Annotated in this window: 22 protein-coding genes; 11 read left to right on the top strand and 11 right to left on the bottom strand. The window is 72.7% G+C overall.

The window, feature by feature from the left end:
• Nucleotides 1–15: 15 nt before the first annotated feature.
• The 9 genes from NQU55_RS18900 to NQU55_RS18940 form a co-directional block, all read right to left on the bottom strand.
• The gene (locus NQU55_RS18900; protein WP_372504743.1) at nucleotides 16–411 is read right to left on the bottom strand and encodes a nucleotide pyrophosphohydrolase; all 396 of its coding nucleotides are present in this window, start codon (nucleotides 409–411) and stop codon (nucleotides 16–18) included.
• On the bottom strand, nucleotides 401–1,711 hold the full coding sequence (locus NQU55_RS18905; protein ID WP_168095913.1) for an AAA family ATPase: 1,311 nt from the start codon (nucleotides 1,709–1,711) through the stop codon (nucleotides 401–403). Before NQU55_RS18905 ends, NQU55_RS18900 begins: the two co-directional genes overlap by 11 nt.
• A gap of 24 nt (nucleotides 1,712–1,735) precedes the next feature.
• Nucleotides 1,736–2,149: a cell division protein SepF gene (locus NQU55_RS18910; protein ID WP_058042284.1), complete on the bottom strand. Its 414-nt coding sequence runs from the start codon at nucleotides 2,147–2,149 to the stop codon at nucleotides 1,736–1,738.
• 153 nt (nucleotides 2,150–2,302) lie between these two features.
• Entirely contained in the window at nucleotides 2,303–2,716 is a 414-nt protein-coding gene (locus tag NQU55_RS18915; RefSeq protein WP_168095912.1) for a DUF2000 family protein, read from the bottom strand.
• A gap of 4 nt (nucleotides 2,717–2,720) precedes the next feature.
• Nucleotides 2,721–3,383, bottom strand: coding sequence for a type 2 periplasmic-binding domain-containing protein (locus NQU55_RS18920; protein WP_168095911.1), 663 nt, complete (start codon nucleotides 3,381–3,383; stop codon nucleotides 2,721–2,723).
• Nucleotides 3,384–3,473: 90 nt separating this feature from the next.
• Entirely contained in the window at nucleotides 3,474–4,751 is a 1,278-nt protein-coding gene (locus NQU55_RS18925; RefSeq protein WP_308402252.1) for an ATP-grasp domain-containing protein, read from the bottom strand.
• Nucleotides 4,752–5,008: 257 nt separating this feature from the next.
• On the bottom strand, nucleotides 5,009–6,148 hold the full coding sequence (gene hisC, locus NQU55_RS18930; protein WP_168094961.1) for a histidinol-phosphate transaminase: 1,140 nt from the start codon (nucleotides 6,146–6,148) through the stop codon (nucleotides 5,009–5,011).
• 303 nt (nucleotides 6,149–6,451) lie between these two features.
• Complete coding sequence (locus NQU55_RS18935; protein ID WP_168094962.1) at nucleotides 6,452–8,461, bottom strand: glycosyltransferase family 2 protein; 2,010 nt, start codon at nucleotides 8,459–8,461, stop codon at nucleotides 6,452–6,454.
• A 153-nt stretch (nucleotides 8,462–8,614) separates the two neighbouring features.
• Nucleotides 8,615–9,640 (bottom strand): helix-turn-helix domain-containing protein, encoded by a 1,026-nt coding sequence (locus tag NQU55_RS18940; protein WP_168094963.1) that lies wholly within the window; start codon nucleotides 9,638–9,640, stop codon nucleotides 8,615–8,617.
• 299 nt (nucleotides 9,641–9,939) lie between these two features.
• On the opposite strand from NQU55_RS18940, the gene NQU55_RS18945 reads away from it, so the two are divergent.
• On the top strand, nucleotides 9,940–10,866 hold the full coding sequence (locus NQU55_RS18945; RefSeq protein WP_256790874.1) for a ParB/RepB/Spo0J family partition protein: 927 nt from the start codon (nucleotides 9,940–9,942) through the stop codon (nucleotides 10,864–10,866).
• A 65-nt stretch (nucleotides 10,867–10,931) separates the two neighbouring features.
• Here the strand turns inward: NQU55_RS18945 and NQU55_RS18950 are convergent, their stop codons facing one another.
• Entirely contained in the window at nucleotides 10,932–11,438 is a 507-nt protein-coding gene (locus NQU55_RS18950; RefSeq protein WP_256790875.1) for a MarR family winged helix-turn-helix transcriptional regulator, read from the bottom strand.
• A gap of 68 nt (nucleotides 11,439–11,506) precedes the next feature.
• Here NQU55_RS18950 and NQU55_RS18955 point away from each other — a divergent pair, with 68 nt between their 5' ends.
• The 10 genes from NQU55_RS18955 (at nucleotide 11,507) to NQU55_RS19000 (ending at nucleotide 24,899) form a co-directional block, all read left to right on the top strand.
• Nucleotides 11,507–12,820, top strand: a complete 1,314-nt coding sequence (locus NQU55_RS18955; RefSeq protein ID WP_168094288.1) for an MFS transporter — start codon at nucleotides 11,507–11,509, stop codon at nucleotides 12,818–12,820.
• A 280-nt stretch (nucleotides 12,821–13,100) separates the two neighbouring features.
• A complete protein-coding gene (locus NQU55_RS18960; protein WP_168094289.1) occupies nucleotides 13,101–13,409 on the top strand; it encodes an acyl carrier protein in 309 nt (102 codons plus the stop codon).
• Nucleotides 13,410–13,426: 17 nt separating this feature from the next.
• Nucleotides 13,427–15,445: a beta-ketoacyl synthase N-terminal-like domain-containing protein gene (locus NQU55_RS18965; RefSeq protein WP_168094290.1), complete on the top strand. Its 2,019-nt coding sequence runs from the start codon at nucleotides 13,427–13,429 to the stop codon at nucleotides 15,443–15,445.
• Nucleotides 15,442–17,022, top strand: coding sequence for an amino acid adenylation domain-containing protein (locus NQU55_RS18970; RefSeq protein WP_168094291.1), 1,581 nt, complete (start codon nucleotides 15,442–15,444; stop codon nucleotides 17,020–17,022). Before NQU55_RS18965 ends, NQU55_RS18970 begins: the two co-directional genes overlap by 4 nt.
• Nucleotides 17,023–17,030: 8 nt before the next feature.
• Nucleotides 17,031–18,104, top strand: coding sequence for a MupA/Atu3671 family FMN-dependent luciferase-like monooxygenase (locus NQU55_RS18975; RefSeq protein ID WP_168094292.1), 1,074 nt, complete (start codon nucleotides 17,031–17,033; stop codon nucleotides 18,102–18,104).
• Nucleotides 18,101–21,316 (top strand): non-ribosomal peptide synthetase, encoded by a 3,216-nt coding sequence (locus NQU55_RS18980; RefSeq protein ID WP_168094293.1) that lies wholly within the window; start codon nucleotides 18,101–18,103, stop codon nucleotides 21,314–21,316. The genes NQU55_RS18975 and NQU55_RS18980 overlap by 4 nt, the downstream gene beginning before the upstream one ends.
• Complete coding sequence (locus NQU55_RS18985) at nucleotides 21,313–22,107, top strand: thioesterase II family protein (protein WP_256790876.1); 795 nt, start codon at nucleotides 21,313–21,315, stop codon at nucleotides 22,105–22,107. Before NQU55_RS18980 ends, NQU55_RS18985 begins: the two co-directional genes overlap by 4 nt.
• Complete coding sequence (locus NQU55_RS18990; protein ID WP_168094816.1) at nucleotides 22,104–23,072, top strand: 3-oxoacyl-ACP synthase III family protein; 969 nt, start codon at nucleotides 22,104–22,106, stop codon at nucleotides 23,070–23,072. The genes NQU55_RS18985 and NQU55_RS18990 overlap by 4 nt, the downstream gene beginning before the upstream one ends.
• A complete protein-coding gene (locus tag NQU55_RS18995) occupies nucleotides 23,069–24,343 on the top strand; it encodes an ATP-grasp domain-containing protein (RefSeq protein WP_168094817.1) in 1,275 nt (424 codons plus the stop codon). Before NQU55_RS18990 ends, NQU55_RS18995 begins: the two co-directional genes overlap by 4 nt.
• Before the next feature lie 34 nt (nucleotides 24,344–24,377).
• Nucleotides 24,378–24,899 carry a flavin reductase family protein gene (locus NQU55_RS19000; RefSeq protein ID WP_256790877.1) on the top strand — a complete coding sequence of 174 codons (522 nt, stop codon included), beginning with the start codon at nucleotides 24,378–24,380 and terminating at the stop codon, nucleotides 24,897–24,899.
• A gap of 656 nt (nucleotides 24,900–25,555) precedes the next feature.
• Here the strand turns inward: NQU55_RS19000 and NQU55_RS19005 are convergent.
• On the bottom strand, nucleotides 25,556–26,065 hold the full coding sequence (locus NQU55_RS19005; protein WP_168094818.1) for a GNAT family N-acetyltransferase: 510 nt from the start codon (nucleotides 26,063–26,065) through the stop codon (nucleotides 25,556–25,558).
• Nucleotides 26,066–26,121: the final 56 nt, after the last annotated feature.

Consider the following 26,121-nt stretch of genomic DNA (forward strand, 5'->3'; position numbering starts at 1 on the left):
GTTAAGTCGGCCGGCTTAAGTCGGCTGATCCGGCCGGTCCGGTTCCATCGGCTGATCCGGCAGCGGGAACCGCTTCTCGTTGCGCTCGATCTTCGCGGAGAGGGCCTCCGCCGGGTCGATGCCCAGCACCTGGCAGAACTGCAGGAGATACGCCAGCACGTCCGCGACCTCGTCCTCGACCCGGGCGGCGGTTCCCGGGCTCTCCATCACCCGCGCCGATTCCTCCGGCGTCAACCACTGGAAGATCTCGACGAGTTCGGACGCCTCGACACTCAAGGCGGCAACGAGGTTTTTGGGCGTGTGGTAGGGAAGCCAGCGGCGCGCCGCCGCGAAGTCGGCCAGGCGGCGCTGCAGCACCTGCAGCTCGCCCTCTCCGCCGCCGCGCCCCTCTTCTCGGTGTTCAGGATTCACCCCCAAGATCTACCACCGAGATCCCCGGCAGGGCCGGATCCCCTGCGGGATGCGAGGGATCCGCGCCCCCGTGCACCGCCGCCACCAGCCGGACGTGTCCCCGCTCCCCCATCCGCACCGCCAGGTCGAGCAGCTCGCGCGCCTGCCGCGCGTCCAGGCAGCGGTCGAAGCCGTCCGCCAGGACGGTGAGGGTCTGCCGCGCCTGCAGCACCTCGGCGGCCGGGTCCATGTCCAGCACCCCCGGACCGGTCATCAGCACGAGGCAGAGGGCGAGGTAGCGCAACTCGCCGTCCCCCAGCCGTTCCAGTGGCGTCGCCGCCCCGGACCGCCGCTCCAGCCGAGCCGTCACGAGGCCGTCGCCCAGCTCCCGTACCGCCAGTTCGTCCACGGGCACCCGGCACCCCGCGCCCACCGCCGCCACGAGCGCCGCGTGGCGGGTCGCGCACTCGTGGCGCGTACGGCCGAGAACCGCCGCGGCGTTGTCGCAGGAGCCGCGCAGCAGCCCGTCGCCCGCGGCGGCGGGCAGCCGCATGAGCCCGGGGCGGGGATCGCAGGCGAAGACGGAGCGCAGCGCCACGACGACCTGTTCGGCAGCGTCGAGGACGAGGCGCTGACCGGCGGTCTTGCCCGCGACGCGCAGGGGCAGCAGAGCGGTCCCGAGCCGGTCGTCCGGCAGGGGCGCGCGGGTGACGGGAACGGCGCCGGCCGTGTGCCAGGCGGCCTCGACGGCGCGGCGGCCGGGATCGCGCAGGGCCGTGGAGAGCAGGGTGCGGCCGGCGGCCGTCATCCGCTCGCCCACGATGCGCAGCTCGGGTTCGGCCTGGACGGCGACGTCGAGGCGGACGGGGCCCAGGGGCCCTCCGACGGTGCAGCCGATGCGGAAGCCGCGCCGGCCCTGTGCGTCGGGGCGGGCCTGCAGCGGGACGCAGGCCTCCGGGCCGCCGTCGACAGTGGCGAGGGCCTCCTCCAGGGTGTCGCCTCCGGCGAGCCGGGCGAGGGCTCCGTAGGCCTGGAGAGCACTGGACTTGCCGCTGCCGCTCGGGCCCCGGAAGAGGGTGAGCGGGCCGAGCGCGAAGACGGCGTTGCGGTGGGACTTGAAGGCGGAGAGCCGTAACTCGGTCACCGCGGGGCGCTGCCCGCCGGAAGGAACGGGGGCAGGAGCGGAAGGGACGGAAGCAGCGGTAGCAGCGGAAGTAGAGGAAGTAGAGGAAGTAGAGGAAGTAGAGGTAGCAGACGTAGCAGCGGAATTAACGGCAGCGACGGCGGGAGGAGCGTCCGGTCGGGCACAGCGTGTGTCCATGCCCGGACCGTATGTGACAGATATTCAGCCAAACCGTTTCGGCTGATCACTTTTCCTACGATCGGGGTATCCCGACGCCACCTCCGTCCCTTCCGGGGCCAGCAGGAAGACGTTCGTGTCGACCCGGTGCATGCCGCTGCCCAGGCCGAAGACGACACCGCTGGAGAAGTCGAGGATGCGCTTGGCGACGTCCGTGTCGGCGCCGGTGAGGTCCAGCAGGACCGGCACCCGGGCCATCAGGTGCTCGGCGACCTCGCGGGCGTCCGCGAAGACCTGCACCCGCAGCACGACCATGCGCCGCTGGTTGGGATCGGGCTGCTGCTCGTCCTCGGGCAGCGCCCTGTGATTGGGCCATGACGGCCATGCGTGGTGACCACGGAGCGGGACGACCTCGGCCAGACCCTCCCACTGCTCGTCGGTGGCCTCGGACCTGTTCACCGGCTCACCCCTCCGGGGAACGTGCTCGCTATATGCATCCCACAATCCTAGGGACAATCGTCACCCGTCAGGACCAATGACACGCGTGAGCGCCGGACGGGCCGTCACGGCTCGTCCGGCGCACCCGCATGGGGCGGGCGGGTCAGCCCTGGGTCAGCCCTTGTAGACGCTGAAGCGCTTCGTCAGCGCCCGGATGCCGGCGTCCTCGCCGACGACGCCCACCGCGCAGATGCCGAGCTCCCCGGAGGAAGCCTCTTCGACCATGGCCCGGTAGTCGTCGAAGCTGTTGCTGAGCGCCTGGCCGCGGGTGGTGAACACCACCGGGGCGAGCCCCTCCGCCCGGGCGGACTCGGCCAGTTGCAGGAGATGACTGGTACGGCCCGAGAGGACGACGGTGTTGAAGCGGATGCCTGCGTGGTGCATCCCGTCGCCGTCCCGCACGTCGTCCGCGTAGATCCTGGCGTCGACACGGGCCAGCTGGCCCATCACGATGGCGGTCGCGTTGGCGACGGCGCCCGCTTCCAGGGACTTGTCGACGGCGATCACCGTACGGAGGAGTTCTGACATCCGGTTATTTTCTCCGCTCGAAGACGACGAAGCTCATGGGGGTGCCGGCGGAGAGCACCTCGATGACCTTCAGCCCGTAGTGGTCCGCACAGGTGGCGTTGGTGATGGCGGCGGCGCGGCCGCCGTGGGCCAGGGCGGCCTTGCAGGCGGCGCTGTTCGAGGTGGCGTGGAAGGACTCCCCGGTCCGGCCGCTCACGCGCGACTCGAAGAGCTTCCTGGTCGCCGGGTGGTAGTGGACGACCTCGAACCGCTCCAGGTCCGCGTCCTGCGGCGGGGCGGCGAAGACCATGTCCGGCAGCGGGCCGACGAACGCCTCCACGGCCCGCAGTTCGGGGTCGAAGAAGAACGTGCGGATCTCCGGGTAGGCGCCGGCCACGAGCAGCGCGTCGTTCCGGCCGTCCTTGACCGAAGCGGCGGCCTCCTCGAAGGAGGGGTAGCCGAGCAGCCGGCTCGCCTTGCCCGTCGCCGCCCAGCGCGTACCCACGGTGACGCTGCACGTGAGCCCCGCCGGGTCGTCGGCCAGCGTGGCGACCGAGGCGTAGCGGGTGGCCGTGTCGATGTAGGCGCTGAAGGAAGCCGCCGCCATCAGTTCATCAACGTCCGAGCCTGCACCTGAATTTACGACCGAATTCACGACTGAATTCACGTCCATGGTCTGCGTGGTCACGATGTGCACTCCTCGGGGACGTCGTTCAGGTGAACCGTCAGGCGTACCGTCGGGCGGGCGGACGGACGGGCCGACGGACGGAGCCGGTGATCATCCCTCGAGTTCATAGAATCCCGCCCCGTCCAGATATCGGATCGTTCCCATGTCGCGCTGCACTACTTCTTCCACCTCGTGCATCAGATTGATGATGACGGGGTATGTGGTGTCGTCCACGGTCGGCACAATCTCCTCCCCCGGCCGGACCAGCTCCCACATTTCGCGGAAGCTCTCCAGTGAACGGATTTCCTCGGTGTTCCGGTACTTCTTGAGCCGCCCGGCGGCCGGTGAGATCAGCGCCACCCAGGCGAAGTACCGGTCTATCTCGTACGGCTCCCCCCGGCGCGCTAGGAAGCGCTTGGGCCGTACGTAGGCGTCGACGGCCCAGTCGAGCTGGGACTCGCCCGCCGCCAGCCGCGCGTAGTGCGGCAGGTCGCCGCCGGACAGCCGCGCGCCGGCCTCGATGAGGCACGGGCCGTCCGGAGTCATCTTGAGTTCCACGTGGGCCGGACCGTGCCGGATGCCCAGCGCGTCGAGCACCCCGAAGGCGTACTCGACCAGCTGGTCCTGCACCTCGCCGCGGCGCGGGACGATGTAGCAGGCGCCCGACAGGTCGCGGATGCCGTTGACGCTGAAGCGCGAGCTGCGCCAGATCTCGGCGGCGTGGTGGGCGCCGTCCAGGCTCGCCGTGTTGACGATGTACTCGGTGCCGACCAGGTACTCCTGGGCCAGCACGGCAGTGTTGGGGCGCGAGAAGATGTCGTCCGCGCCGACGATGCGGCGGAACGCCGCCGCCGACTGCTCGGGGGTGTCGCAGAACGCGACCCCGTCGCCGCCCGCGCTGGAGAGCGGCTTGACGACGATCCGGCCGCCGAGCTTGCGGTGCCAGTCCACGAGCTCCTGCTCGCTCTCCGCCCGCAGCTGCTCCGCCGTGCGCAGACCCGCCCGGCGTACGGTCTCCGCCATCTCGGCCTTGTCCCGGCGGGCCCGGCTGAGGGCGGTCCCGTTGGTGGGCAGGCCGAGGGCCTCGCTCAGCACGTCGGCGAACGCCACGCCGTACTCGCCGCCGGGCACGACGGCCACCGGGTCGTAGGCACGCAGTTCCGCGACCGTCCGGGCGAGGTCGCCGTCGTGCACGAGGTTGGCGACGTAGTTCTCCAGCGCGGGGCGCGAGGACGCGTAGACGGCGGGCGGATTCGCGGAACTCTGGACGCGCACGCACGAATATCCGGCATGAATGAAGGCCGGGGCGATGTGGCGGGCAGTCTGCGGAACTCCGTGCTCGGCAGTCTCGTAACTGTCGACCAGAATCACGTTCCGCTGCCGGCGCACATCCTGGTGGGTGCCCAAGGAATCCTCCCGTACCGATCTCCGTGCATTCGCACTCGTATTCGTATTCGTATCCGTATTCGCCAATCCTTGATCGACCCGCCGGGATCAGTCAACGGTGGCGGATGTCACAGAAATGGGGCTTCCGGTAAGGCACTTCTCTTGATTTCGGGCAGGCCTGTTCCGGCCTGCGGCAAATAAGGCGGGGCGGCAGGCCGGGGTAACACGAGGAGAAAGAATTCCCGGGAAATGCGGGCCGGTTACCGGCCCGGCAACTCCTTACGGAAACGCTCGGCGACGTAAAGGAACCGGTCGTTCGCGGCGGGCTCCCCCAGGCTGACGCGCGCGCCCTCGCCGCTGAAGGCCCGCACCAGGATCCCCTCCCGCTCGCACAGCGCGGCGAAGTCGTCCGTGCGCTCCCCCGTCCGCAGCCAGACGAAGTTGGCGTGCGACGGCTCCAGGGCCCAGCCCTGTTCCGCCAGCGCCGCGCTCACCCGCCGCCGTTCGGCGGTGAGGGCCTCCACGCGCTCCCGCATCCCGGCCTCGGCCCGCAGTGACGCGACCGCGGCATCCTGCGCGAACTGCGTCACGCCGAAGGGGACGGCCGTCTTCCGCAGGGCGGCGGCCACAGGTTCGTGCGCGAAGGCGAAGCCCACGCGCATGCCGGCCAGGCCGTACGCCTTGGAGAAGGTGCGCAGGACGCAGACGTTGGGACGGTCGCGGTAGACCTCGATGCCGTCCGGGAAGTCCTCGTCCGCCACGAACTCGATGTACGCCTCGTCCAGGACGACCAGGACATCGGAGGGCACCCGGTCGAGGAAGCGCTCCAGTTCCGCCCGGCGCACTATGGTGCCGGTCGGGTTGTTGGGGTTGCAGACGAAGATGAGGCGGGTGCGCCCGGTGACGGCTGCGGCCATGGCGTCGAGGTCGTGCACCTCGCCCGCCGCCAGCGGCACCTCGACGGGGCGGGCGCCCACGATGCGGGTGAGGACGGGGTACGCCTCGAAGGACCGCCAGGCGTAGAGGACTTCGTCCCCGGGCTGCGCGGTGATCTGCAGCAGCTGCTGGGTGACGCCGACCGAGCCGGTGCCGGTCGCGATGTGCGCCTCCGGCACGTCGAAGCGCGCGGCGAGTTCGCGCGTCAGCTCCCCGCACCACAGGTCCGGGTAGCGGTTGATCCCCTGTGCGCCGGCCACGGCCCGCTCGATCACGCCGGGCAGCGGCGGATACGGATTCTCGTTCGCGGACAGCTTGTACACCGGCTGCGACTGCGACTGCCGGAGCCGCTGCTCCCCGGGAGCTTCAGCTGCGGCTTCCGCAGGAACCCCCGCAGAGCTCCGCGGCTTGCTCGCCGGCACCCCCTCCAGCGCCGCCCGCAGCTTGGGCCCTAACTCCCCCACGTGCTTCCCCCTCCTCGGACACGACACGGTCCCGGCCGCACGACGGAGACCGCGGCCGAGGGACCGCACGACCAAGATCAAGATTACGCGAGCACGGAGGGTGACGGAGGCCCGGGCGACCCCCGAGCATCGCAAAGAACCGTAAAGATCCGCAGGTCAGCAGATGGGATCGGGGTTTGCGGGAGAAAACCGAGCAACCGGAGGCATCTGTTCCGAGTGTGCGTGGGCCCGTGGCCCCACGGACGCTCGGGGTCGGACGCTCGGGCACCCGGACGCTCGGACCGCAGGCCTACCGGCGCCGCGTCACCGCTTCAGCCGCCCCCGTACGGCCTTCAGGAGCTCCACGCGCCCGACGCGCAGCGCCAGCGCATCCCGTCCCGGCAGCGGCTTCGCGTACCAGGGCAGGCCGAGCCGCTGCCAGCGCGCCGGCTTCAGCGACGCCTGCGGCGGTACGGGAACGGACCACTCCTTGCCGGCCACGGCGAGGCGGAGCGTCAGCTCCCACTCGCCGGCGGTCGTGCAGGGCACCTGCACCGTGAAGGTGCCGTCGGCGGCCGACGGCTCGACCGGGATCGTCTGCTCGGCACCCTTCGGGCCCTTGGCGCGCACCGTCAGCGCGCCCGCGGGCAGGCTCTCCAGCGTGCAGCGGCCGCTCACGGAGAGGGTGGCGGGGCCGTCGGCCGACCACTTCGCGCCGGTGACGCGCAGGCGCGGCAGTACGCGGTGGCGGGTCTCGCCGACGTCCAGCGTGAGGTTGCCGTAGGGCTTGGTGGTGAAGAGGGCGACCGCCGTGCCCGCGTCCGTGATGAGCATCGTCGTCGCGGTCGTCACGGACTCCGCGCGGCTGCTGCCGAGGCGGGCGTTCTTGACGATGCCCTGGGCGCCGACGGCGAGCGAGATGTCCCACATGCCGGCCGTCAGCGACGCCAGATCGATCGTCGCGTCGTACCCGGCGACGTCGTAGTCGTGCAGCCCGCCGTCCTCCTCGGCACCCAGGCCCGGGGTGGCCGTGTGGTGGACGGGGAGGCGGTGCTCCGTGTCCGTGCCGCGCTTGCGGAGGACGAGCTCGGTGGTGACGTCGCGCGTGGCGATGCGGTGGATGTAGGCGTGCCCCGTGAGGCGCAGCCCGGCGGTGTTGATCTCGGCGGAGTCGACGCGGTGGCGGGCGCGCAGCTCGTCCGTGATGTCGTAGCAGTCGTCGGGGATGTTGAGCGTGGAGTCGCGGAAGTAGGGGTGGAGCGCGTAGGCGCGGCCGCCTTCGACCAGGAGGTCCGGGAGTGCGGAGGCGGTGGCGGCGAGGGTGGTGATGCCGTAGCTGGCGGCGCCGCGGTCGAGCTCCCAGCGGACGAGGGTGAGGAGCTCGTCGAGGAGCCTGTGGCGGATGAGGTGGCAGCGCAGGCGGACCACGGCGGGCAGGCGCGCGGCCAGGCCCTCGCTCCAGTGCAGCGTGACCAGGTCGGACAGCTCGTTCAGCAGCTTGTCCTGGACGTCCCGCTGCGGCTCGCGGCTCAGCTGGAGGACGGCGTCGCGCAGCTCGACGGCGAAATGCCGGTGCATCAGCGTGTCGCGGTCGGGGCCGGCCGGCACGTGCTCGGCGACGAGGCCCGCCATCATCCGGAAGAGGTCTATTCGCATCCGCGCGCCGTGCTCCTGCGCGGTGATGTTGTTCCCGTCCTCGCGCGCGACCCAGTACAGGCAGTCGTAGTCGGCGACGACGGATATCGCGGCGGCCTGGAGGTAGGCGGTGGCGACGAACGGCTGGTCCTCGCCGATCGACAGCCCGGTGTCGAAGCGCAGCCCGAGCCGGTCTATCAGCTCGCGGCGGAACAGCTTCATGGGGTTGAGCGTCCAGTAGACCCGGGAGGCGAAAACATCGGTTTTGGGCTGGTTCCGCCGGAACATCGACTGAGGCGCCCGCCGCCCGCCCTCCCCCACGATCCGCCCGAGCACGACGTCGGACCCGTTCTCGTCCGCCGCGGCGACCATGCGCTCCAGGGCCTCGGGCCCGATCCGGTCATCCGCGTCGAGGAAGTACACGTAGCGCCCGGTGGCCTGCTCGAGCCCAAGATTCCGCGGCCCCGCGGGCCCCCCGGAATTCGCCTGATGAACGACCCGCATCCCCGGCCCCGCCCGCTCCGCGAGCCGGTCCAGCTCGGCGGCCGTACCGTCCGTGGACCCGTCGTCGACCACGATCAGCTCGATCCGGTCGGCCCCGAGCGACTGCTCCAGAACGGAACCGACACTGCCGGTCACGTACGGCATGGCGTTGTACGCGGCGATGATGACCGTGACGTCGGGCCGAGGCCGGGACATGGCGGGGGTGCTCCGTTCCTGCAGGGGTGGCGTTTCAGGGTATAGGAGACATCGAAACGGTGTTCGTCGAAGATTGCCGGAACCGGGGATCGCCGCAGGGGCCCCGGCGCGTACGCACGGCGCAGGGGTGCGGATGAGCGACGGCGCCGGCCATCAGGAACCGGGGCGGGCGTCGCCGCCCCGGTGGAAGGCGAGGTACGAGCAGAGGGCGAAGAACTCCCGCTGGTACGTCGTGGAGCCCAGGAGCTCGACGGCGGGTCCGGCCTCGCGCAGCCGGCGCTCGGCCCCGCCCAGGTCGCGCGGGGCCATCTGCAGGTATAGCCAGGACACGGCCAGGCGCAGGCGCAGCCAGAGGGTCAGATCGCCGCCGGTACAGGTGAGTTCGGACATCGCCTGTTCGAGGAGCTGGACGGCTTCGGAGCGCCGCTTCTGGCGGATGCGCACCGTGCTCGCCGTCCACAGCGCCTCGACCCGCAGCCGGGCCGGCAGTTCCGCCACGAGGGCGAGTAACTCATCCGAGTGCGCGGCGGCTTCGGCGATCCGTCCGGCGTCGGCCTCCAGGGATACGAGCACCAGGAGCGCCCGGGCCGAGTCCAACGGAGGCATCGCCCGCTCGGCGGTGACGGCATGGGCCGTCCCGGCGGCGTCCAGCGCCTCCCGGTTCCGGCCGCAGGCCTGCAGGTACCGCGCGAGCTGGACGCGGGCGCGGACCTCGAGGCGGGGGTTGCCGATCTCCGCGCCGACTGCGATCAGGGCCCGCAGGGTCTGCTCCTCCTGCTCCCGGTCGCCCTGTGTGCGGTAGGCCTCGGCGAGGACCCACAGCGCCTGCCAGCGCACGGCCGGGTCCATCTCGGCGGGCCGTTCCAGGTTTTCGAGCAGCAGCGGGACGACGTCCGCGTCCTCGGCGACGCTTCCCGACAGCACCACGGCGAGCCGCTGCGCCGCTTCGTCGGGGTTCTCCTGCCCGAAGACCTCGGCGGGGACGCCGAGCTTGTCGCAGAGGTAGGCGAGGGCCCGCTCGGTCGGCGGGCGGTTGCCCGATTCGAGGCGCGAGAGGTACGCCGGCGACATGCCCGGGCCGGCGAGCTCCGCCTGCATCATGCCGCGGGCCTGCCTGATCTCCCTCAACCGGGCGCCGAATCCCGGCTGTTCCGGGAGATACCTAGCTCGCTGTCGCATGGCCGTCATGGTGCCACTGCCGGGCAGTCGCCCTCCTTCGCCTCGCTGTTCTGCGGCTGATCCGCACGGGCGCCGACGCCGGCCGAGCCGTGAGGGAACCTACTCGATTCGTAAGCCCGCAACCAGCCCTGCCGACGCTTGACAAACCTGGCAATTGATCTTTGGGTGATGGCCGACAGGGGAGGCGTGGGGCGCTGCCGCACGTGAGCGAAGGGGGGCCTGCGTTGTCGAAGGCGCACGCAGGGGCGGAGAAACTGTCTGTGATGTCAGGGCCAGGACTATGGTCCGCGTCGTACCCGGTGAGCAGGGTCCCCGTGGACTCCCTGCGCAGCGGCGACTCTCCGCGGCTCGGCGGCATCGACCAGGAGCACGTCGAGGCCCTCGCCCAGTCGCCCCGGGAGTTCGCCCCGATCCTGGTGCACCGCGCCACGCGCCAAGTGGTCGACGGGATGCACCGGTTGAGAGCGGCGGTGCTGCGCGGCGAGCACGAGATCGCGGTCCGCTACCTGGACGGGCCGGCCGACGAGGTGTTCGTCCGGGCCGTCGCGGCGAACATCGGCCACGGCCTGCCGCTGACCCTGAAGGACCGCAAGGCGGCGGCCGAGCGGATCCTGCGCACCCATCCCGCCTGGTCGGACCGGGCGATCGCCCGGATAACGGACCTGTCGCCGAAGACCGTGGGCGCGGCCCGAAGGCGTTCGTGCGAGGAAATTCCTCAGCCGAACACCCGGGTGGGCCAGGACGGCCGGGCCCGGCCGCTCGACCCGGCCCGGCGCCGGGAGGCCGCCCGGGCCCTGCTGGCCGCGCACCCCGGGGTCCCGCTGCGCGAGGTGGCGGCCCACGCGGGGATCTCCGTCAGCACCGCCCATGACGTGCACCGGCGCATGCAGTGCGGCGAGCCCGAGTCGGCGGCGGCCCGCCGGGCCACCGCCCCGGCCGGACCCGCGGCCGGGCCGCACGAGGTGCGCCGCAGCCGGGCGACGGTGCTGCGGAGGCTGGTCAACGACCCTTCGCTCAAGCTCACCGAGTCGGGGCGCGCACTGCTGCGCTGGCTGAGCACGCAGGCCCTGGACATCGAAGCCGGCGAGCAGTTGCTCGCCTCCGTGCCGCCGCACTGCGCGGTCACCGTCGCCGACCTGGCCCACTCCTACGCGCAGGAGTGGGAGCGGTTCGCCCGGGAGCTCGGCCGCACGCAGGAGTCGGCGGGCGCCCGGCGCGCCGGCTAGCAGGGGCCGACCGGGCGGCAGGGACCGCAGACGGCGGGGCCCGGAGGCCTCCGGGCCGGGCCTGCTCAGGCTCCGAAGCGCGGTTCGCGTTCGGCCTCGACGAGGACGCGTCGCAGCAGGTCGACCAGGAGCTCACGCTCGGCCGGGTCGAGGGCCTGCAGGATGCGGTGCTCCTCGCGCCCCTCGGTCTCCAGGGCGGACTGCCAGGCGGTCCGCCCCGGACCGGTGAGCTCGACCGTCACCTTGCGGCGGTCCGCCGCGGACGCCTCGCGCCGGACGAAGCCGCGCCGCTCCAAGCCGTCGAGACGGCTGGTCATCGCGGACGGGGAGAGCTTGATCGCGGCCGCGAGCTCCGACGGCGTGGCCCGGCCGCCGCGGCCGGCGAGGGCGTGCAGCGTCAGGTACTCGAAGCTCTGCAGGCCGTGCTCGGCGAGGGCGGCCTCCTTGGCCCGGCCCAAGTGTCTGACGAGCACCGACATCCGGGTCACCGCGCCTTCCACCACCGGATCGAGGGTCGGCAGGATCTCCTGCCAGCGGGTGACGTGTTCGTCCACGGAGTCGCGCTCAGCCATGGACACATTTTACTTCGTCGCCATAAAGTGCGTTGTCAAATATTGCGACGTCGAATTAATCTCGCCGGATGACCCATCCCCTGCGGCTACGCAACTTCCGGCTGCTCTTCATCAGCCGCACCATGTCCACGCTCAGCGACGCCCTGGTGCCGACCGCGCTGAGCCTGGCCGTCGTCCAGGTCACCGGCTCGGCCACGCTGCTGGCCGTCGTCCTGGGCTGCGCCCTCGGCACCCGGCTCGTGCTGCTGCCGGTGGCCGGTGCGGTCGCCGACCGGTTCAACACCCGCCTGGTCGCGCTCGCCGCGGACCTCACGCGGATGGTCACCCAGGCCGTGGTGGCCGTGGAACTGCTCGGCGACGACCCCAGCGTCACGCACATCGCGATAGCCCAGGCCGTGGCGGGGGCGGCGTCGGCGGTCGGCCTGTCCAACCTCTCGCCGCTGGTCACCAAGATCGTGCCCGCCGCAGGGGAGCAGCGGATCAAGGCCAATTCCCTGATGAGCGTGGCCAAGAGCGTCTCCCTGCTGGCCGGTCCCGCCCTGGCCGGCACCCTGATCTTCGCGGTCGGCTACGGCTGGGTCTTCGTGGTCGACGCGACCGCCTTCGGCATCAGCGCCGCCCTGATGCTGACGGTCCGCCTGACCGAGGCCGCCCCCGCCCCCCGGGCGCGCACCTCGATCCGGGCGGACCTCACCGAGGGGTTCGCCGAGGTGCGGGCCAGGGACTGGTACTGGACCAGCCTGATCGCGCACGCCGTGTGGAACTTCGTCGCCAACATCCTGCTCACACTCGGCCCGCTCATCGCCGTGAAGCGGCTCGGCGGCGAGGGCGCCTGGGTCGCGGTGACCCAGGCGGGCGGCATCGGTCTCCTCGCCGGCTCGCTCCTGTCGGGCTGGGCCCGCCCGAAGCGGCCCGTGCTCGTCGGCAACATCGCCCTCGCCAGCTACGCGCTGCCGCTCGGCCTGTTCGCCGCCGGCGCCCCGGTGCCGCTGCTGGTGGCCGGCTACGGCGTCGCCCTCGCCGCGCTCGGCTTCCTCAACCCCACCTGGGACACCACCGTCCAGACGGTCATCCCGCAGGGCGTGCTCGCCCGGGTCAGCTCCTACGACTGGCTGGTGTCGCTGGCCGCGCAGCCGCTCGGCGTGGTCCTCGCTCCGGTCGCGCTGTCCCTGTGGGGCGAGCGGGTGCCCTTCGCGGCCGCCGCGGTCCTGGTCGCGGTGGTCTGCGTGGGCACGGCCGCGGTCCCCGGCGTACGGAACCTGCGGCTGGACCGCGAGGCTCCGGCGCACCCCGGGCCCGCGGCCGAGGAAGCCGGCGCGGCGGCCGGGGACGGCGCCGAAGCCGTCCGGGAGAGCGGGGAGGGCACCAAGACGCCCGCTTGAGCCGCGAGGCTCCCTAACTCCCGTTCGACCGGGATTCCTTGACGGGGAAAACCGTACCGCGGAGTATGCATTCACGGGCGGCTCCGGCGCTCAGCCGCGTGGTCCCGCGCACCGCACGAGCGAGCGCTGTGCGCGAGCCGGCCCCGCGCGAGCCCGCCGGGCCGCCGTTCACCCATGCGTCCTCCGGCTCCGCACGAGCGGAGTCCACGGCCTCCCGAGCCGCCCTGAACACCGGTTACCGGTGCCCGGGCGCGGACCGGCACGCCCCGAAAGGAATCCCATGAGCACCGCCGCACACGACCTCCTCGACGAGATCCGGCTGATCTGGGCCGAGGTGCTCGACCAGGAGGACGTCCCGGTCGACGAGAACTTCTTCGAGGCCGGCGGTGATTCCCTGCTCTTCATCGTCCTCCTGGAGCGGATCAACCGCCTGACCGGCCGCGAGATCGAAGCCGCCGAGCTGTTCGACCACTCAACCGTGGAGGCCCAGGCCGAGTTCCTCGCGGGCCTCGCCGTCCCCGGGGCCGGGGCGGACGCCGCCGACGACGCGGCCGAGGGGCGCGGCCGGCTCCTGGCCCGCGGCCACTGAGGCGGGGTGGCGCAGGCGTGAGCCGCGACACCGACATCGCCGTCGTCGGCGCCGGGTGCCGTTTCCCCGACGCGTCGAACCCGCAGGAGTTCTGGCGCAACCTCGAGAACGGCACCGTCTCCGTACGGGAGCTCTCCGACGAGGACCTGCTCGCCGCCGGGGTGGGGCCCGGGACCTGGGCCGACCCCGGGTTCGTCCGGAAGGCCGCCCGGCTGTCCGGGGCCGCCGACTTCGCCGGGGAGTTCTTCGGCTACTCCCGGGCCGAGGCCGAGGCCGTCGACCCGCAGCAGCGGCTCTTCCTCGAAGTGTGCTGGGAGGCCCTGGAGTCCGCCGGTCACGGAGCCCGCTCCGGCACGGCCACCGGCGTCTTCGCGGGCAGCCACGCCGGGCCGTACTCGGCACGGCTGCTGGCCGCCACGGCGCAGCGGGACGGCTGGCCGGCGGCGCTCGGCGACCTGCCGCTGCACCTCGGGGGCCTCGGGGACTTCATGCCCGCGCGCGTGGCCTACAAGCTGGGCCTGCGCGGCCCCACCGCCGGTGTCCAGGCGGCCTGCGCCTCGGCCCTGTACTCCGTGCACTCCGCGGTCCTGAGCCTGCTCGCGGGCGAGTGCGACCTCGCCCTGGCCGGCGGCGCCACGGTCCTCGAACCGGAGACGGGCTACCGGCGCCGCCCCGACGGCAGCCTGTCCGCGGACGGCTACTGCCGCTCGTACGACGCCAGTTCGTCGGGCACGTTCTACAGCTCGGGTGTCGGTGCGGTGGCGCTGCGCCGGCTGCCGGACGCCCTGGCGGACGGCGACCCGGTCCTCGCGGTCCTGCGCGGCACCGCCGTGGGCAACCACGGCTCGGATCGCGCCGGCTTCACCGCGCCCAGCGCGGCGGGCATCGCCTCCGTGGTGCGCCGGGCCCTGGACGTCGCCGGAGTGAGCGGCCACCAGGTGGGCTACGTCGAAGGGCACGGCGTCGGCACGCCCATCGGGGACCGCCTGGAGATCCGCGGCCTCACCGCGGGCCTGGGCCCCGGAGTCCCGGCCGGCCGGATCGCGCTCGGCTCGGTCAAGGCCAACATCGGGCACACCGGGCCCGCCTCGGGCCTCGCGGGGCTGCTCAGCGCCGTCCACGTGGTGCGCACCGGCCGGCTCGTGCCGCATCCGCTGTTCAAGGAGCCCCGCGAGCCGCGGGCGTTCGCGCAGAGCCCGTTCCACGTGACGACCGAGCCGCGGCCCCTCGCCGGGGAGGAGCGGTTCGCGCTGGTCAACAACATCGGCTTCGGCGGCAACAACGCGGTCGCCGTGGTCGCCGCGCCGCCCGCGCCGGTGCGCCCGCCGGCACCGGAGCGGCCCGTCGTGCGCCTCGTCCTCTCGGCCCGCAACGGCGCGGAGCTGGACTCCGTGGCACGGCGGCTGGCCGAGGTCGCGGAGTCCGGCGCCGTACGGCCGGAAGACCTCGCCCACACCCTGCGCACGGGCCGCCGGGCCTTCCCCGAGCGGCGCGTGGTGGCCGTCCCCGCCGACAGCCCCGCCCGCCTCGCCGCCGCCCTGCGCGACGCCGCCGACCCGGCCGTGCGGTCGCGACGGGCCGCCCCTTCGGGCCTGCTCGCGGTCGTCGTGGCGACCGCCGACGCGCCCGGGGCCACCGCGCTCCTCGACCTGCTCGCCACCGCCTTCCCGCGCCGCAGCGCCCGCTACGACGCCGTCGCGGACGTGCCCGAGCGGGCCTTCACCGTCCTGGTGGGCGAGGGCCTCGACCCGGGCGACCGCACGGGCCCGGTCGTGCGGCTGGCCGCCCGGCCCGCGGACCTCGCGGAATCCGTCGAGGAACTGGCGCACGAGGCCTGGCTGCACGGCGTCGACGTCGACTGGGCCGCCCTCGCGGGCCGCCGCGGCCGGCGCGTGCCGCTGCCCACCTACCCCTTCCCGCGCGAGCGCTACTGGGCCCTCGACCACTTCCCCGCGCAGGCGGGCCGCCCGGCGGCCGCTCCCCTGCCGCCGGGCGGCGGGTCCGGCCCTCACTCAGCACAAGGAGAACCCGCATGACCGCCCGTACGCTCTACGCCTGGTTCCAGGAGGCGGTGGACCGGTACCCGGAGCACACCGCCCTGGAGGTGCAGGACACCTCGTACACCTATCGCGAGCTCCACGCCCAGGCCGAGGCCCTGGCCGAGCTCCTGGTGCGCGAGCACGGCAAGGCTCCCGAGCGCGTCGCGCTGCTCGCCATGCGCAGCCACGTCGCCTACGCCGGCTACCTGGCCGCGCTGCGCCTGGGCGCGGTGGTGACCCCCCTCAACCCGCGCTTCCCCGTCACCCGCAACCAGGCCACCTGCGACCTAGCCCGCATCGACGTGGTGCTCGTGGACGAGTCGGGCGCGGCGCAGGTATCCGACTCCGAGGGCTGGTCGGAACACCAGGTGATCACCCTCACCGCCGCCGACGTGGCCGAGGCCAAGGCCGGCGGCGGCCTGCCCGCCTACCGCGGCGACCTGGACGACGTGGCCTACCTGCTGTTCACCTCGGGCTCGACGGGCCGCCCCAAGGGCGTGCCGATCCGGCACCGGAACGCCTCCGCGTACGTCGCCCACTCCGTGGAGCGCTACGACGTGCGGCCGGGCGACCGCGTCTCGCACACGTTCGACCTCACCTTCGACCCCTCGGTCTTCGACCTCTTCGTGACCTGGGCGGCGGGCGCGACGCTCGTGGTGCCGCAGCGCACGGAGCTGCTCACGCCGGTCGACTACCTCATCGGCCGCCGGATCACCCACTGGTTCTCCGTGCCCTCGGTGGTGACGGTCAGCCGCAGCCTCGGCAAGCTGTTCACGGGCGTGTCGGACACGCTGCGCTACAGCCTCTTCATCGGTGAGCAGCTCACCCTCGATCAGGCCGCGGCGTGGCGGCGGATCGCCCCGGGCGCGGTCATCGGCAACGTGTACGGCCCCACCGAGCTCACCGTGGCCTGCGCCGGCTACGAACTGCCCGCGGACCCTGAGCAGTGGCCCGCGACCTCCAACGACACGGTGCCCATCGGCCCGGTCTACCCCTTCCTGGAGTGGCTGGTCCTGGACGAGGACGGCCGCCCCGCCGAGGACGGCGAGCTCGTGGTGCGCGGCTCCCAGCGCTTCGCCGGCTACTACGCCCCGGAGGACGACGCGGGCCGGTTCGTGTCCGTCGAGGAGACCCCCGGCGGCCCGGTGGCGACCGTGTTCGACGGCTCGGGCGAGCTGACCGACGCGCACTACTACCGCACCGGGGACCGGGTCCGCCTGGAGAACGGCGCGTGGGTGCACCTGGGCCGGCTCGACAACCAGGTCAAGCTCCGCGGCTACCGCGTGGAGCTGGGCGAGATCGAGACCGTGCTGCGCCGCCACCCCGGCATCGACCAGGCCGTCGTCGTCGTATCGCCGCAGGGCCCGGGCGCGGGCCTCGTCGCCTTCCACACCGGCCCCGAGGAGTTCGGCCGCGGCGCGCTGAGCACCTGGCTGCGCAAGAAGCTGCCCGTGCACATGGTGCCGCAGCAGTACGAGCACCTCGACGCGCTGCCGCTGAACACCAGCGGCAAGGCCGACCGTCCGGGGCTGGTCCGGATGCTCACCGAACGCGCTACCCGGAACGAAGGGTGACGGAACCGATGGACTTCAGCCTCTTCTACTTCGCCAACGACAGCGCGGGCGAGGACGGCGGCAACCGCTACGAGCTCCTCCTCGAAGGCGCCAGGTTCGCCGACCGCAACGGCTTCACCGCGGTGTGGACGCCGGAGCGGCACTTCCACGCCTTCGGCGGCACCTACCCCAACCCCTCGGTGACCGGCGCCGCCCTCGCGGCGATCACCGAGCGCGTCAAGATCCGCGCGGGCAGCGTGGTGGCCCCGCTGCACCACCCGCTGCGCATCGCCGAGGAGTGGTCGGTCGTCGACAACATCTCCGGTGGCCGCGCCGGCATCTCGGTCGCGTCCGGCTGGCACGCCACGGACTTCTGCCTCAACCCCGGTGCGTACGAGAACCGCAGGGCGGGCCTCTTCGACCAGGCGGCACAGGTCCGGAAGCTGTGGCGCGGCGAGTCGATGACCGTCACGGGCGGCACCGGCGACGAGGCCGACGTACGGATCTTCCCGCCGCCGGTGCAGCCCGAGCTGCCGGTGTGGATCACCAGCGGCGGCGACGCCCGCACCGTGGAGGAGGCCGGCAAGGGCGGGTACGGCCTGCTCACCCACCTGCTCGGCCAGGACCTCGACCAGCTCGCCGAGAAGATCGCCCTGTACCGCAAGGCCGTCGCCGAGCGCCCCGGCGCGGACAGCTGGCCCGGCCACGTGGCCCTCATGGTGCACACCTTCCTCGCCGAGGACGACGACGCGGCGCGGGAGCTGGTGCGCGCGCCCATGTCGGCGTACCTGCGCAGCTCGCTCGGGCTCATCCTCGGCGGCTCGAAGCTGGAGAACGCCCGCAAGATCGACCCGTCCAAGCTGCGCGAGAAGGACATCGACTTCCTCGTGGAGCGGGCCTTCGAGCGCTACTACGACGACGGCGGTCTGCTCGGCGGCGTCGACAAGTGCCGCGCGGTGGTGGAGCGGCTGCGGGACATCGGCGTCGACGAGATCGCCTGTCTCATCGACTTCGGCCTGCCCACCGCCGACGTCCTCGGCGGTCTCGACCACCTGAACCGGCTGCGCCGGCTCAGCACCGACGACACGGAGGGACGGCGATGACCGCCGCGCACGACGGCGGGGAGCACGCGGTGCGCCCCCTCCACGAGTCCTTCGCCGCCGCGGCGGCCGCCCTGCCCGGGCGCATCGCCGTCAGCGACGGCGAGCGCCGGCTGACCTACGCCGAGCTCGACCGCGCGGCCAACCGGCTCGCCCACCGGCTCGTGGCGCTCGGCGCGGGCCCGGAGCAGCTGGTCGCCCTCTCCTGCGCGCGCACCGTCGACCTGGTGGTCGGGGTGCTCGGCATCCTGAAGTCCGGCGCCGGCTACCTGCCGCTCGACCCGCGCTACCCGCTGGAGCGGCTGCGCTCCACCGTGGCCGACGCGGGCTGCCGCCTCGTGGTCGGCGACGAGGTGCCCGAGCTGGGCCTGACCGTCGTCGCCCCCGCGCAGGACGACCTCGCGGGCGAGCCGGACACCGCGCCCGCCGTCGACCTGCGGCCCGAGCACGTCGCGTACGTGATCTACACCTCCGGCTCCACCGGCAGGCCGAAGGGCGTCGTCGTCAGCCACGCCAACGCGGCCCGCCTGTTCACCGCCACCGAGGCGGAGTTCGGCTTCGGACCGGACGACGTGTGGACGATGTTCCACTCCATCGCCTTCGACTTCTCCGTGTGGGAGCTGTGGGGCGCCCTGCTGTACGGCGGCCGGGTCGTCGTGGTGCCGTACGAGCTGAGCCGCGACCCCGAGGCGTTCGTGCAGTTGCTCGTGGCCGAGCGCGTCACCGTGCTCAGCCAGACGCCCTCCGCCTTCCGCCAGCTGGCCACGGCCGCCGAGGCGCTCGGCTTCCCCGGGACGGCGCTGCGCACGGTGGTCTTCGGCGGCGAGAAGCTGGAGCCGGCCACGCTCAGGCGCTGGGTGGAGCGGTACGGCGACGACCGGCCCCGGCTGATCAACATGTACGGCATCACCGAGACGACCGTGCACGTCACCCTGCGCCGCATCACCCGCGCCGACCTCGACGACCGGCGCAGCCCCATCGGCACCCCGCTGGCCGACCTCACCCTGTACGTGCTCGACGAGGAGCTGCGGCCCGTCGCCCCGGGCGTGCAGGGCGAGCTGTACGTGGGCGGGGCCGGTGTCGCGCGGGGCTACCTGAACCGTCCCGAGCTGACCCGGGAGCGCTTCCTGCCCGACCCGTTCACGCCCGGCGGCCGGCTCTACCGCACCGGCGACCTGGCCGAGCCGGGCGCCGACGGCGAGGTGTACTACCACGGGCGGGCCGACGGCCAGGTCCAGCTGCGCGGCTTCCGCATCGAGCTGGGCGAGATCGAGGCGACCGTGCTCGGCCACCCCGACGTCCGCGAGGCCGTCGCCGTGGTCCGCGAGGACGAGCCCGGGCAGCAGCGCCTCGTGTGCTACTGGGTCGGGCGCGGCGGCGCGGAGCCGGCCGACGGACTGCCCGCCGCTCTGCGGGAGTTCACCGCCGGGCGGCTCCCCGCCCACATGGTGCCGTCCGCGTTCGTCCCGATGACCGCGCTGCCGATGACCCCCAACGGCAAGCTGGACCGGGACGCGCTGCCCCGCCCCGAGGCGCGGGTCACGGCCCCCGCGGGCCCGCTCCGGGCCCCCGCGGACAGCGTCGAGGAACTGCTCGCGGCGATCTGGGCCGAGGCGCTCGGGGTGCCCGCGGTGGGCACCGACGACAACTTCTTCGCCATCGGCGGCGACTCCATGCGCGCCATCCCGATGGTGGTGCGGGCCAAGGAGGCGGGCCTGCCGGTCACGGTGGTGGCGCTCTTCGCGCACCCGACCGTGAGCGCACTGGCCGCGTACTGCCGCGCCCAGGAAGCGTCCGCCGCGCAGGCCGAGGAGAGCGCAAGCGCCGGGGAGGCCGCAGGTACCGGCCCCGGAGTCGCCGAATCCGCCGAATCCGCCGAGGACCGCTTCCTCGCCGGCGCCCCGTACGGCGTGGAGGCCGCCTACCCGGCCTCCACCCTCCAGCAGGGCATCATCTTCCACTCGAAGATGAGTGGCGACCCGACGCTCTACCACGACCTGGAGAGCGTGCGCGTGCACGGACCGCTCGACCTCGGAGCGCTGCGGCGCGCGCTGGACGCCCTCGCGGGCCGGCACGAGATCCTGCGCACCTCCTTCGATCTCGGCAGCCACCGGCAGGTCGTCCAGTACGTGCACGCCGCGGCGGAGATCCCGCTGACCGTGGTCACGCCTGCCGCGGGACTCGACCCGGATGCCGCACTGCGCCACTGGTGGCAGGGACAGTGGCAGGAGCGCTTCGACTTCACCCGGGCGCCGCTCCTTCGCTGCCACGTGCTCCGGCACGGGGAAGAGGACTTCCACCTGGCGGTCTCCACGCACCACAGCATCCTGGACGGCTGGAGCTTCGCGCTCCTGATGACCGAGCTGCTCACCGGATACGACCGCGAGATGACCGGCCTCACCGCGTACGCCGACGACGAGCGCCCCTTCCCCTACCGGGAGTTCGTCGCCCTGGAGGCCCGCGAGGCCGGGTCGGACACGGCCCGGGAGTACTGGACAGGGCTGCTCGACGGGGCCACCGCCACCCGGCTGCCCGCCCCGTCCGGGGCGTCTGCCGCGGGCGGGGCGTCTGCCGCGGGCGGGGCGTCCGACGGCGGCGGCCGCGCGCCCGAGCGGGACGTCACCGTGATCCTCCCGCCCGAGCTGGTGGCGCGGGTCGGCGAGCGGGCCGCCGCGCTCGGCGCCCCGGTCAAGAGCGTCTTCCTCGCCGCCCATCTGCTGGCCCTCGGCCGGGTCTCCGGAACCGAGGACGTCGTCACCGGCGTGGTGTCGGGCGGCAGGCCCGAAGCCGCCTCGGCGGAGGCGACCCTCGGCCTGTTCCTCAACAGCGTGCCGCTGCGCGTGGACCTCGCCGGCAAGGACCCCGCCGGCCTGGTCGGGGCGGCCTTCGCCGCCGAGCAGGAGATGCTGCCGCACCGCCGCTACCCGCTGTCCCGGATCACCCGGGACGTCAAGGCCACGCCGTTCGAGGTCCTGTTCAACTTCACCAGCTTCGGCATGGTGGACGCCCTGGACGACCTCATGCTCCTCAAGACGGCGGACTGGTGGCTGAGCGACCGCAACAGCTTCCCCGTCTCCGTGGAGATCGGCCGCCACACCGGCAGCGACCAGTGGAGGCTCGACATCACGACCGACCCCGCGAAGGTGGCCGCCGGGGCAGCGCAGGAGCTGGCCGCGGCCCTGGAGGCCGCGCTGTGGGAGCTCGTCTCCCCATGACCGGCCGATGGATCCGCACCCTGGGCACGGCGGCCGCGGACGCGCCGCGGCTGCTGTGCCTGCCCCACGCCGGCGGAACCGCCGGCTTCTTCCGGCCGCTGGCCGGGGAGCTGGCGGCCCGGGGGACGGCGGAGGTGCTGGCCGTGCAGTACCCGGGCCGTCAGGACCGGCTCGCGGAGCCCGCGTTCACGTCCCTGCACGACTGCGCCGACGCCCTGCACGCCGCGCTCGCCCGGGAGGTTCCCGACGCCGCCGGCCGGCCGCTGGTGCTCTTCGGGCACAGCATGGGCGCCGTACTCGCCTTCGAGCTCGCGCTGCGCCTGGAGGCCTCGGGCGGGCCGGGCCCCGCGGCCGTGGTCGTCTCGGGGCGGCGCGCCCCCTCCGTGCACCGCGAGGAGACGCCACCCGGCGACGACGAGCTCCTCGGCGACATCCGGGCCATGCACGGCACCGACGCACGCGTCCTGGAGAGCCCGGAGCTGCTCCGCCTGGTCCTGCCGGCCCTGCGGGCCGACGTCCGGGCCGCGCTGACCCACCGCCCGGACCCCCGGGCCGTCGTGGCCGCTCCGCTCGCCGCCTTCACCGGGGCCTCCGACCCCACGACGACGGTGGCGGACGCGACGGCCTGGCGCGCCCACACCGAAGGCCCCTTCACCCTGCGGGTGTTCGCGGGCCACCACTTCTACCTCGGCGACCGGGTCACCGGCCCGGCCGCGGCACTCGAAGAAATCCTGGAGGACACCGTGCGCCACCGCACGAACATGGCCGCACCCGAGGCGGTGCGGCCATGAGCGGAATCGTCGATCTCGATGTGCGCTTCCCCCGCGGCCGCGCCACGGTGGAACAGATGCAGCGCGCTTCCGGGCTGCCGGCCGAGGAGATCCGCAAGATCACCCTGTGCGAGGAGATCCCGGTCCTCGGTCCGGACGAGACCGCCTGGGAGATCGCCCGGGACGCGGCGGCCGCGGTCCTGGACCGGACCGGCGTGGACCGTGCCGGGATCCGCCACGTCCTGTACGCGGGTTCGGGCGTCTGGGACCGGCCCGCCTGGTCCCCCGCCGCGAAGATCGCGCACGAGCTGGGCATCGACCGGGCGCACTGCTTCGAGGTGGGCAACTTCTGCAACGCGGGCATGACGGCGCTGCAGATCGCCTGTGAGAAGTCCCGGTCGCACGGCGGGTACGTGCTCGTCCTGCTCGGCGACCGGCTGGGCCGTCTCGTCGACTACCACGACGCGACCACGCTGCCCCTGTTCAACGCGGGCGACGCCGGCAGCGCCATCCTGGTCGGACCGGAGGGCTACGCGTACCGCCACCTGCACGCGGCCATGCGCACCGACGCGAGCTGGGCCGACTTCTGGGGCGGCGAGCAGGGCCCGGACGGGCCCTCGTTCCGCTTCCAGGGCGGACGCAAGGGCCTGTCGACGGCCTACATGGAGAACTTCGAGGCCCTCGCGCAGCAGGCGCTCGACGCGATCGGCCGCAAGCGCGGCGACATCGCCTACCTGCTCATCAACCAGGGTGACCGCAACATCCAGTCGCGCTTGCTCACCGCCCTCGGCCTGGCCGAGGAGCAGAGTGTCTTCACCTACGGGCGGCTCGGCCACATGGCGAGCAGCGACACCGTGATCTGTCTGCAAGAGCTGGCTGCGCGTGAGCGACTGCGGCACGGCGATCTGATTCTGGTGGCGTCCAGCGGCATGGGCTTCAGCTTCGGCGTCACCGCGCTCGAATACTGCGCGGAGGGTGCCCGATGAGCACGGCCCGGACCATCGCGGTCGTCTATGACAAGGGCGCGGTCGCGCCCGCCCAGTTCTCGGCGGGCCTGTCCGGCCTCGGCGAGCTGCTGTTCCTGCTGCCCGACTCGGCGCACAACGAGGAGATGCGGCCCCTGCTCGAACAGGTCGGGCGCACCCTCCGGCTGACCGGCGATCCGGAGACGGACATCGCCGCCGTCCGGGCCGAGAACCCGGCCGCGGTGCTCACCTTCGCCGAGTCGCAGCTGACCACCACCTCGGCCCTCACCTCGGCGCTCGGCCTGCCCGGCCACTCCCCCGAGACCACGCTCATGCTCATCGACAAGGCCCGCCAGCGGGCCCGCCTCGCGGAGACCGGCGTGGACCGGGTCCGCAGCATCGCGCTGACCTCGGCCGACGAGTGGCCGCGGGTGGCGGCCGAGGTGGGCCTGCCCGCCATCGTCAAGCCGCTGCGCGGCGAGGGCAGCCGGGGCGTCTTCGTCGTCGCGGACCCGGAGGAGGTGGAGCGCCTGGTCGCCGAGGTGTTCGTGACCGCGGACGCGACCGGCACCACCGTGGTCGCCGAGGAGCTGCTGCAGGGCCGGACCGACCTGGACTTCGGCGACTACGTCTCGGTGGAGAGCCTGTGCGGGCCGCAGGGCATCACGCACCTGGCGGTCACGGGCAAGCTCCCGCTCGCGCCGCCGTTCCGCGAGACCGGCTACTTCTGGCCGCCGGCCCTGCCGGACGGACTGGAGGACGAGATCCGGACCCTGACGGGGGACGCGCTGCGCGCCCTCGGGGTCACCAACGGCCTCACCCACACCGAGGTCAAGCTGACCCCCGACGGACCGCGGATCATCGAGGTCAACGGCCGTATCGGCGGGCACATCCACCTGCTCGGCCAGGAGTCGTCCGGCGTCGACCTGGCCCGGGTGGCCGCGCTCCTCGCCCTCGGCGAGCAGGTGCGGCTCCCCCCGCTCCGCCCGCGCCGGGTGCACTTCGTGTTCATCGGCCTCGCGCCGGTGGAACCGGCCCGGCTCGTCGCCGTCCACGGCGAGGACGACGTGCGCGCCCTGGACGGCATCGCGGGCTACCGCGGCTTCACGCGCATCGGCGAGGAACTGCCCGGCGGCGTCAACACCCAGATCCTGTACCTGGTGTGGGGCAGCGGCGCGGACCACGCGGAGATGGCGGCGCTGTACGACAAGACGCTGTCCGCGCTCTCCTACGACTTCGCGTTCGCCGACGGGACGACCCGCAGGGTCACCCCGGCCGAGCTGCTGCGGTGAGCTCTCACATGACGTTCCGCTGGGAGGAGACCCCGTGACCACGCCGACGCAGACGACCCGGGCACCGATCGGTGCGGCAGAGTTCCGCGACGCCATGGCGCACCTGGCGGCGCCGCTGACCATCATCACGACCGCGGACGAGACGGGGCGCCGCTGGGGGTTCACCGCCAGCGCGGTCACCTCCGTGTCCATGGAACCGCCGCTGCTGCTCGTCGGCATCGCCCGCACGTCCAGCTGCCACCCGGCCCTGACGTCCGCCCCCGAGTTCGTGGTCAACCTCCTGGGCGCCGAACACGCCGCCACGGCGAGGACGTTCGCCCGCAGCGGCATCGACCGGTTCGCCTCCGGCGGCTTCGAGACGTGGCCGGGCTCCGCCCTCCCGGTCCTCGCCAACGCACACGCGGCCTTCCTGTGCCGACGAGCGGACGTCCTCCCCGCCGGCGACCACGACCTGCTCCTCGGCGAACTCCTGGAAACCCGCCAGGGCCCCGGCGGCGAGCCCTTGCTGTGGTACCAGCGAGAATTCCGCACACCGCTGGGGCGGCCGACCCATTAGCCTGCCGGACCACCTGACCGGGGCCGGGAGCCCTGGGCCCGGTCAGGCGTCCTTAGCGACCGGCTTCAGGATCGCCACGCACTCCACGTGGTGCGTCATCGTTTACACGTCACAAGGGCGTGCCCCTGGAAAAACTGCTGGTCAGAGGCGGTTTATCAGCCCCCCAAGTGGGCTGATATCGGCTCTGAGCGTCAAACGAGCGTCACAGTCAGCAGGTGCCAGCGCTCGCCGTATCAGGCCCCCGGAGCACCTGCACCAACCCGGCGAGACCGCAACCTGCCACCCAGAACGATCACGGACGAAGACTGCGACACTCCTCATCCGCCCCCATCATGCCTGTCCGGCGGCAGCGCGTCGAGCGGGCCAGGTCCAAGCAAAGCCCGCCGGAAGGCAGCGAACGCACCCCGCACCGAGGCGTGTACCTACCGGCCGACCGGACACAGAACGTGACCGGCCTCCGCCCTGTCCGTGCGGACAGGGCGGAGGGTCGATCTATGCAGCTATGCTCAGCGGGACATCCAAGCGCTCCCACACTCCGAGGACGGCCTTGTGGGCGTCCGGTTGCAGGTGTAATGGTGGAGTCGGGTATTGGAACTCTCTGAATGCCTCCCGCCCTCGGGGTTCCGTGCGGGTCCCCGGCGTGCCATGGACCTGTATCAGGTCAGGTCGGTGCGAGGGTCGATGGCCCAGTGGTTGGTTTGCAGGACTCGACCGGCGAAGGGCACGTCTTGCTTGCCCAGGAATCGGAATCCGAGGGTGCGGCAGATGCTGTTGGACGGTGCGTTGGTTGTTGCGGGGAATGCGTGTATCAGCCCCCACCGGCCGTCGTCGAAGGCCAGCTCAAGCAGCGTGCGGACGCCCTGTTTTCCGAGTCCCCGTCCCTGGTATTCCGGCAGCACCATCCAGCCGATCTCGGAGATGCGCTCGCCGGCTGCGTCGTGGTGCCACAAGGTCACGGTTCCCGCGACCACGTCCAGCTCGGCCTCATCGGGCACGATCATCTTTGTCCAGTCGGTGTCCGCTGCCACCCGTTGAACATCACGTTGGACCTTCGCCTCCATGCCTTCGCGAGGCAGCGGTCCGCCCAGCTCGGCCATCATGACCGGGTCGCATCGCATCCGGACGTAGGCGTCGACGTCGCCGTACTCAACATCACGTAGCAGCATGTGTGTTGCTCCCTTGCCTTTGGATTCAGACGTCATGGTGGCGGCGGCTGACCTCG

The organism is Streptomyces telluris (genome assembly GCF_024519335.1).
Lineage (GTDB): Bacteria > Actinomycetota > Actinomycetes > Streptomycetales > Streptomycetaceae > Streptomyces > Streptomyces telluris.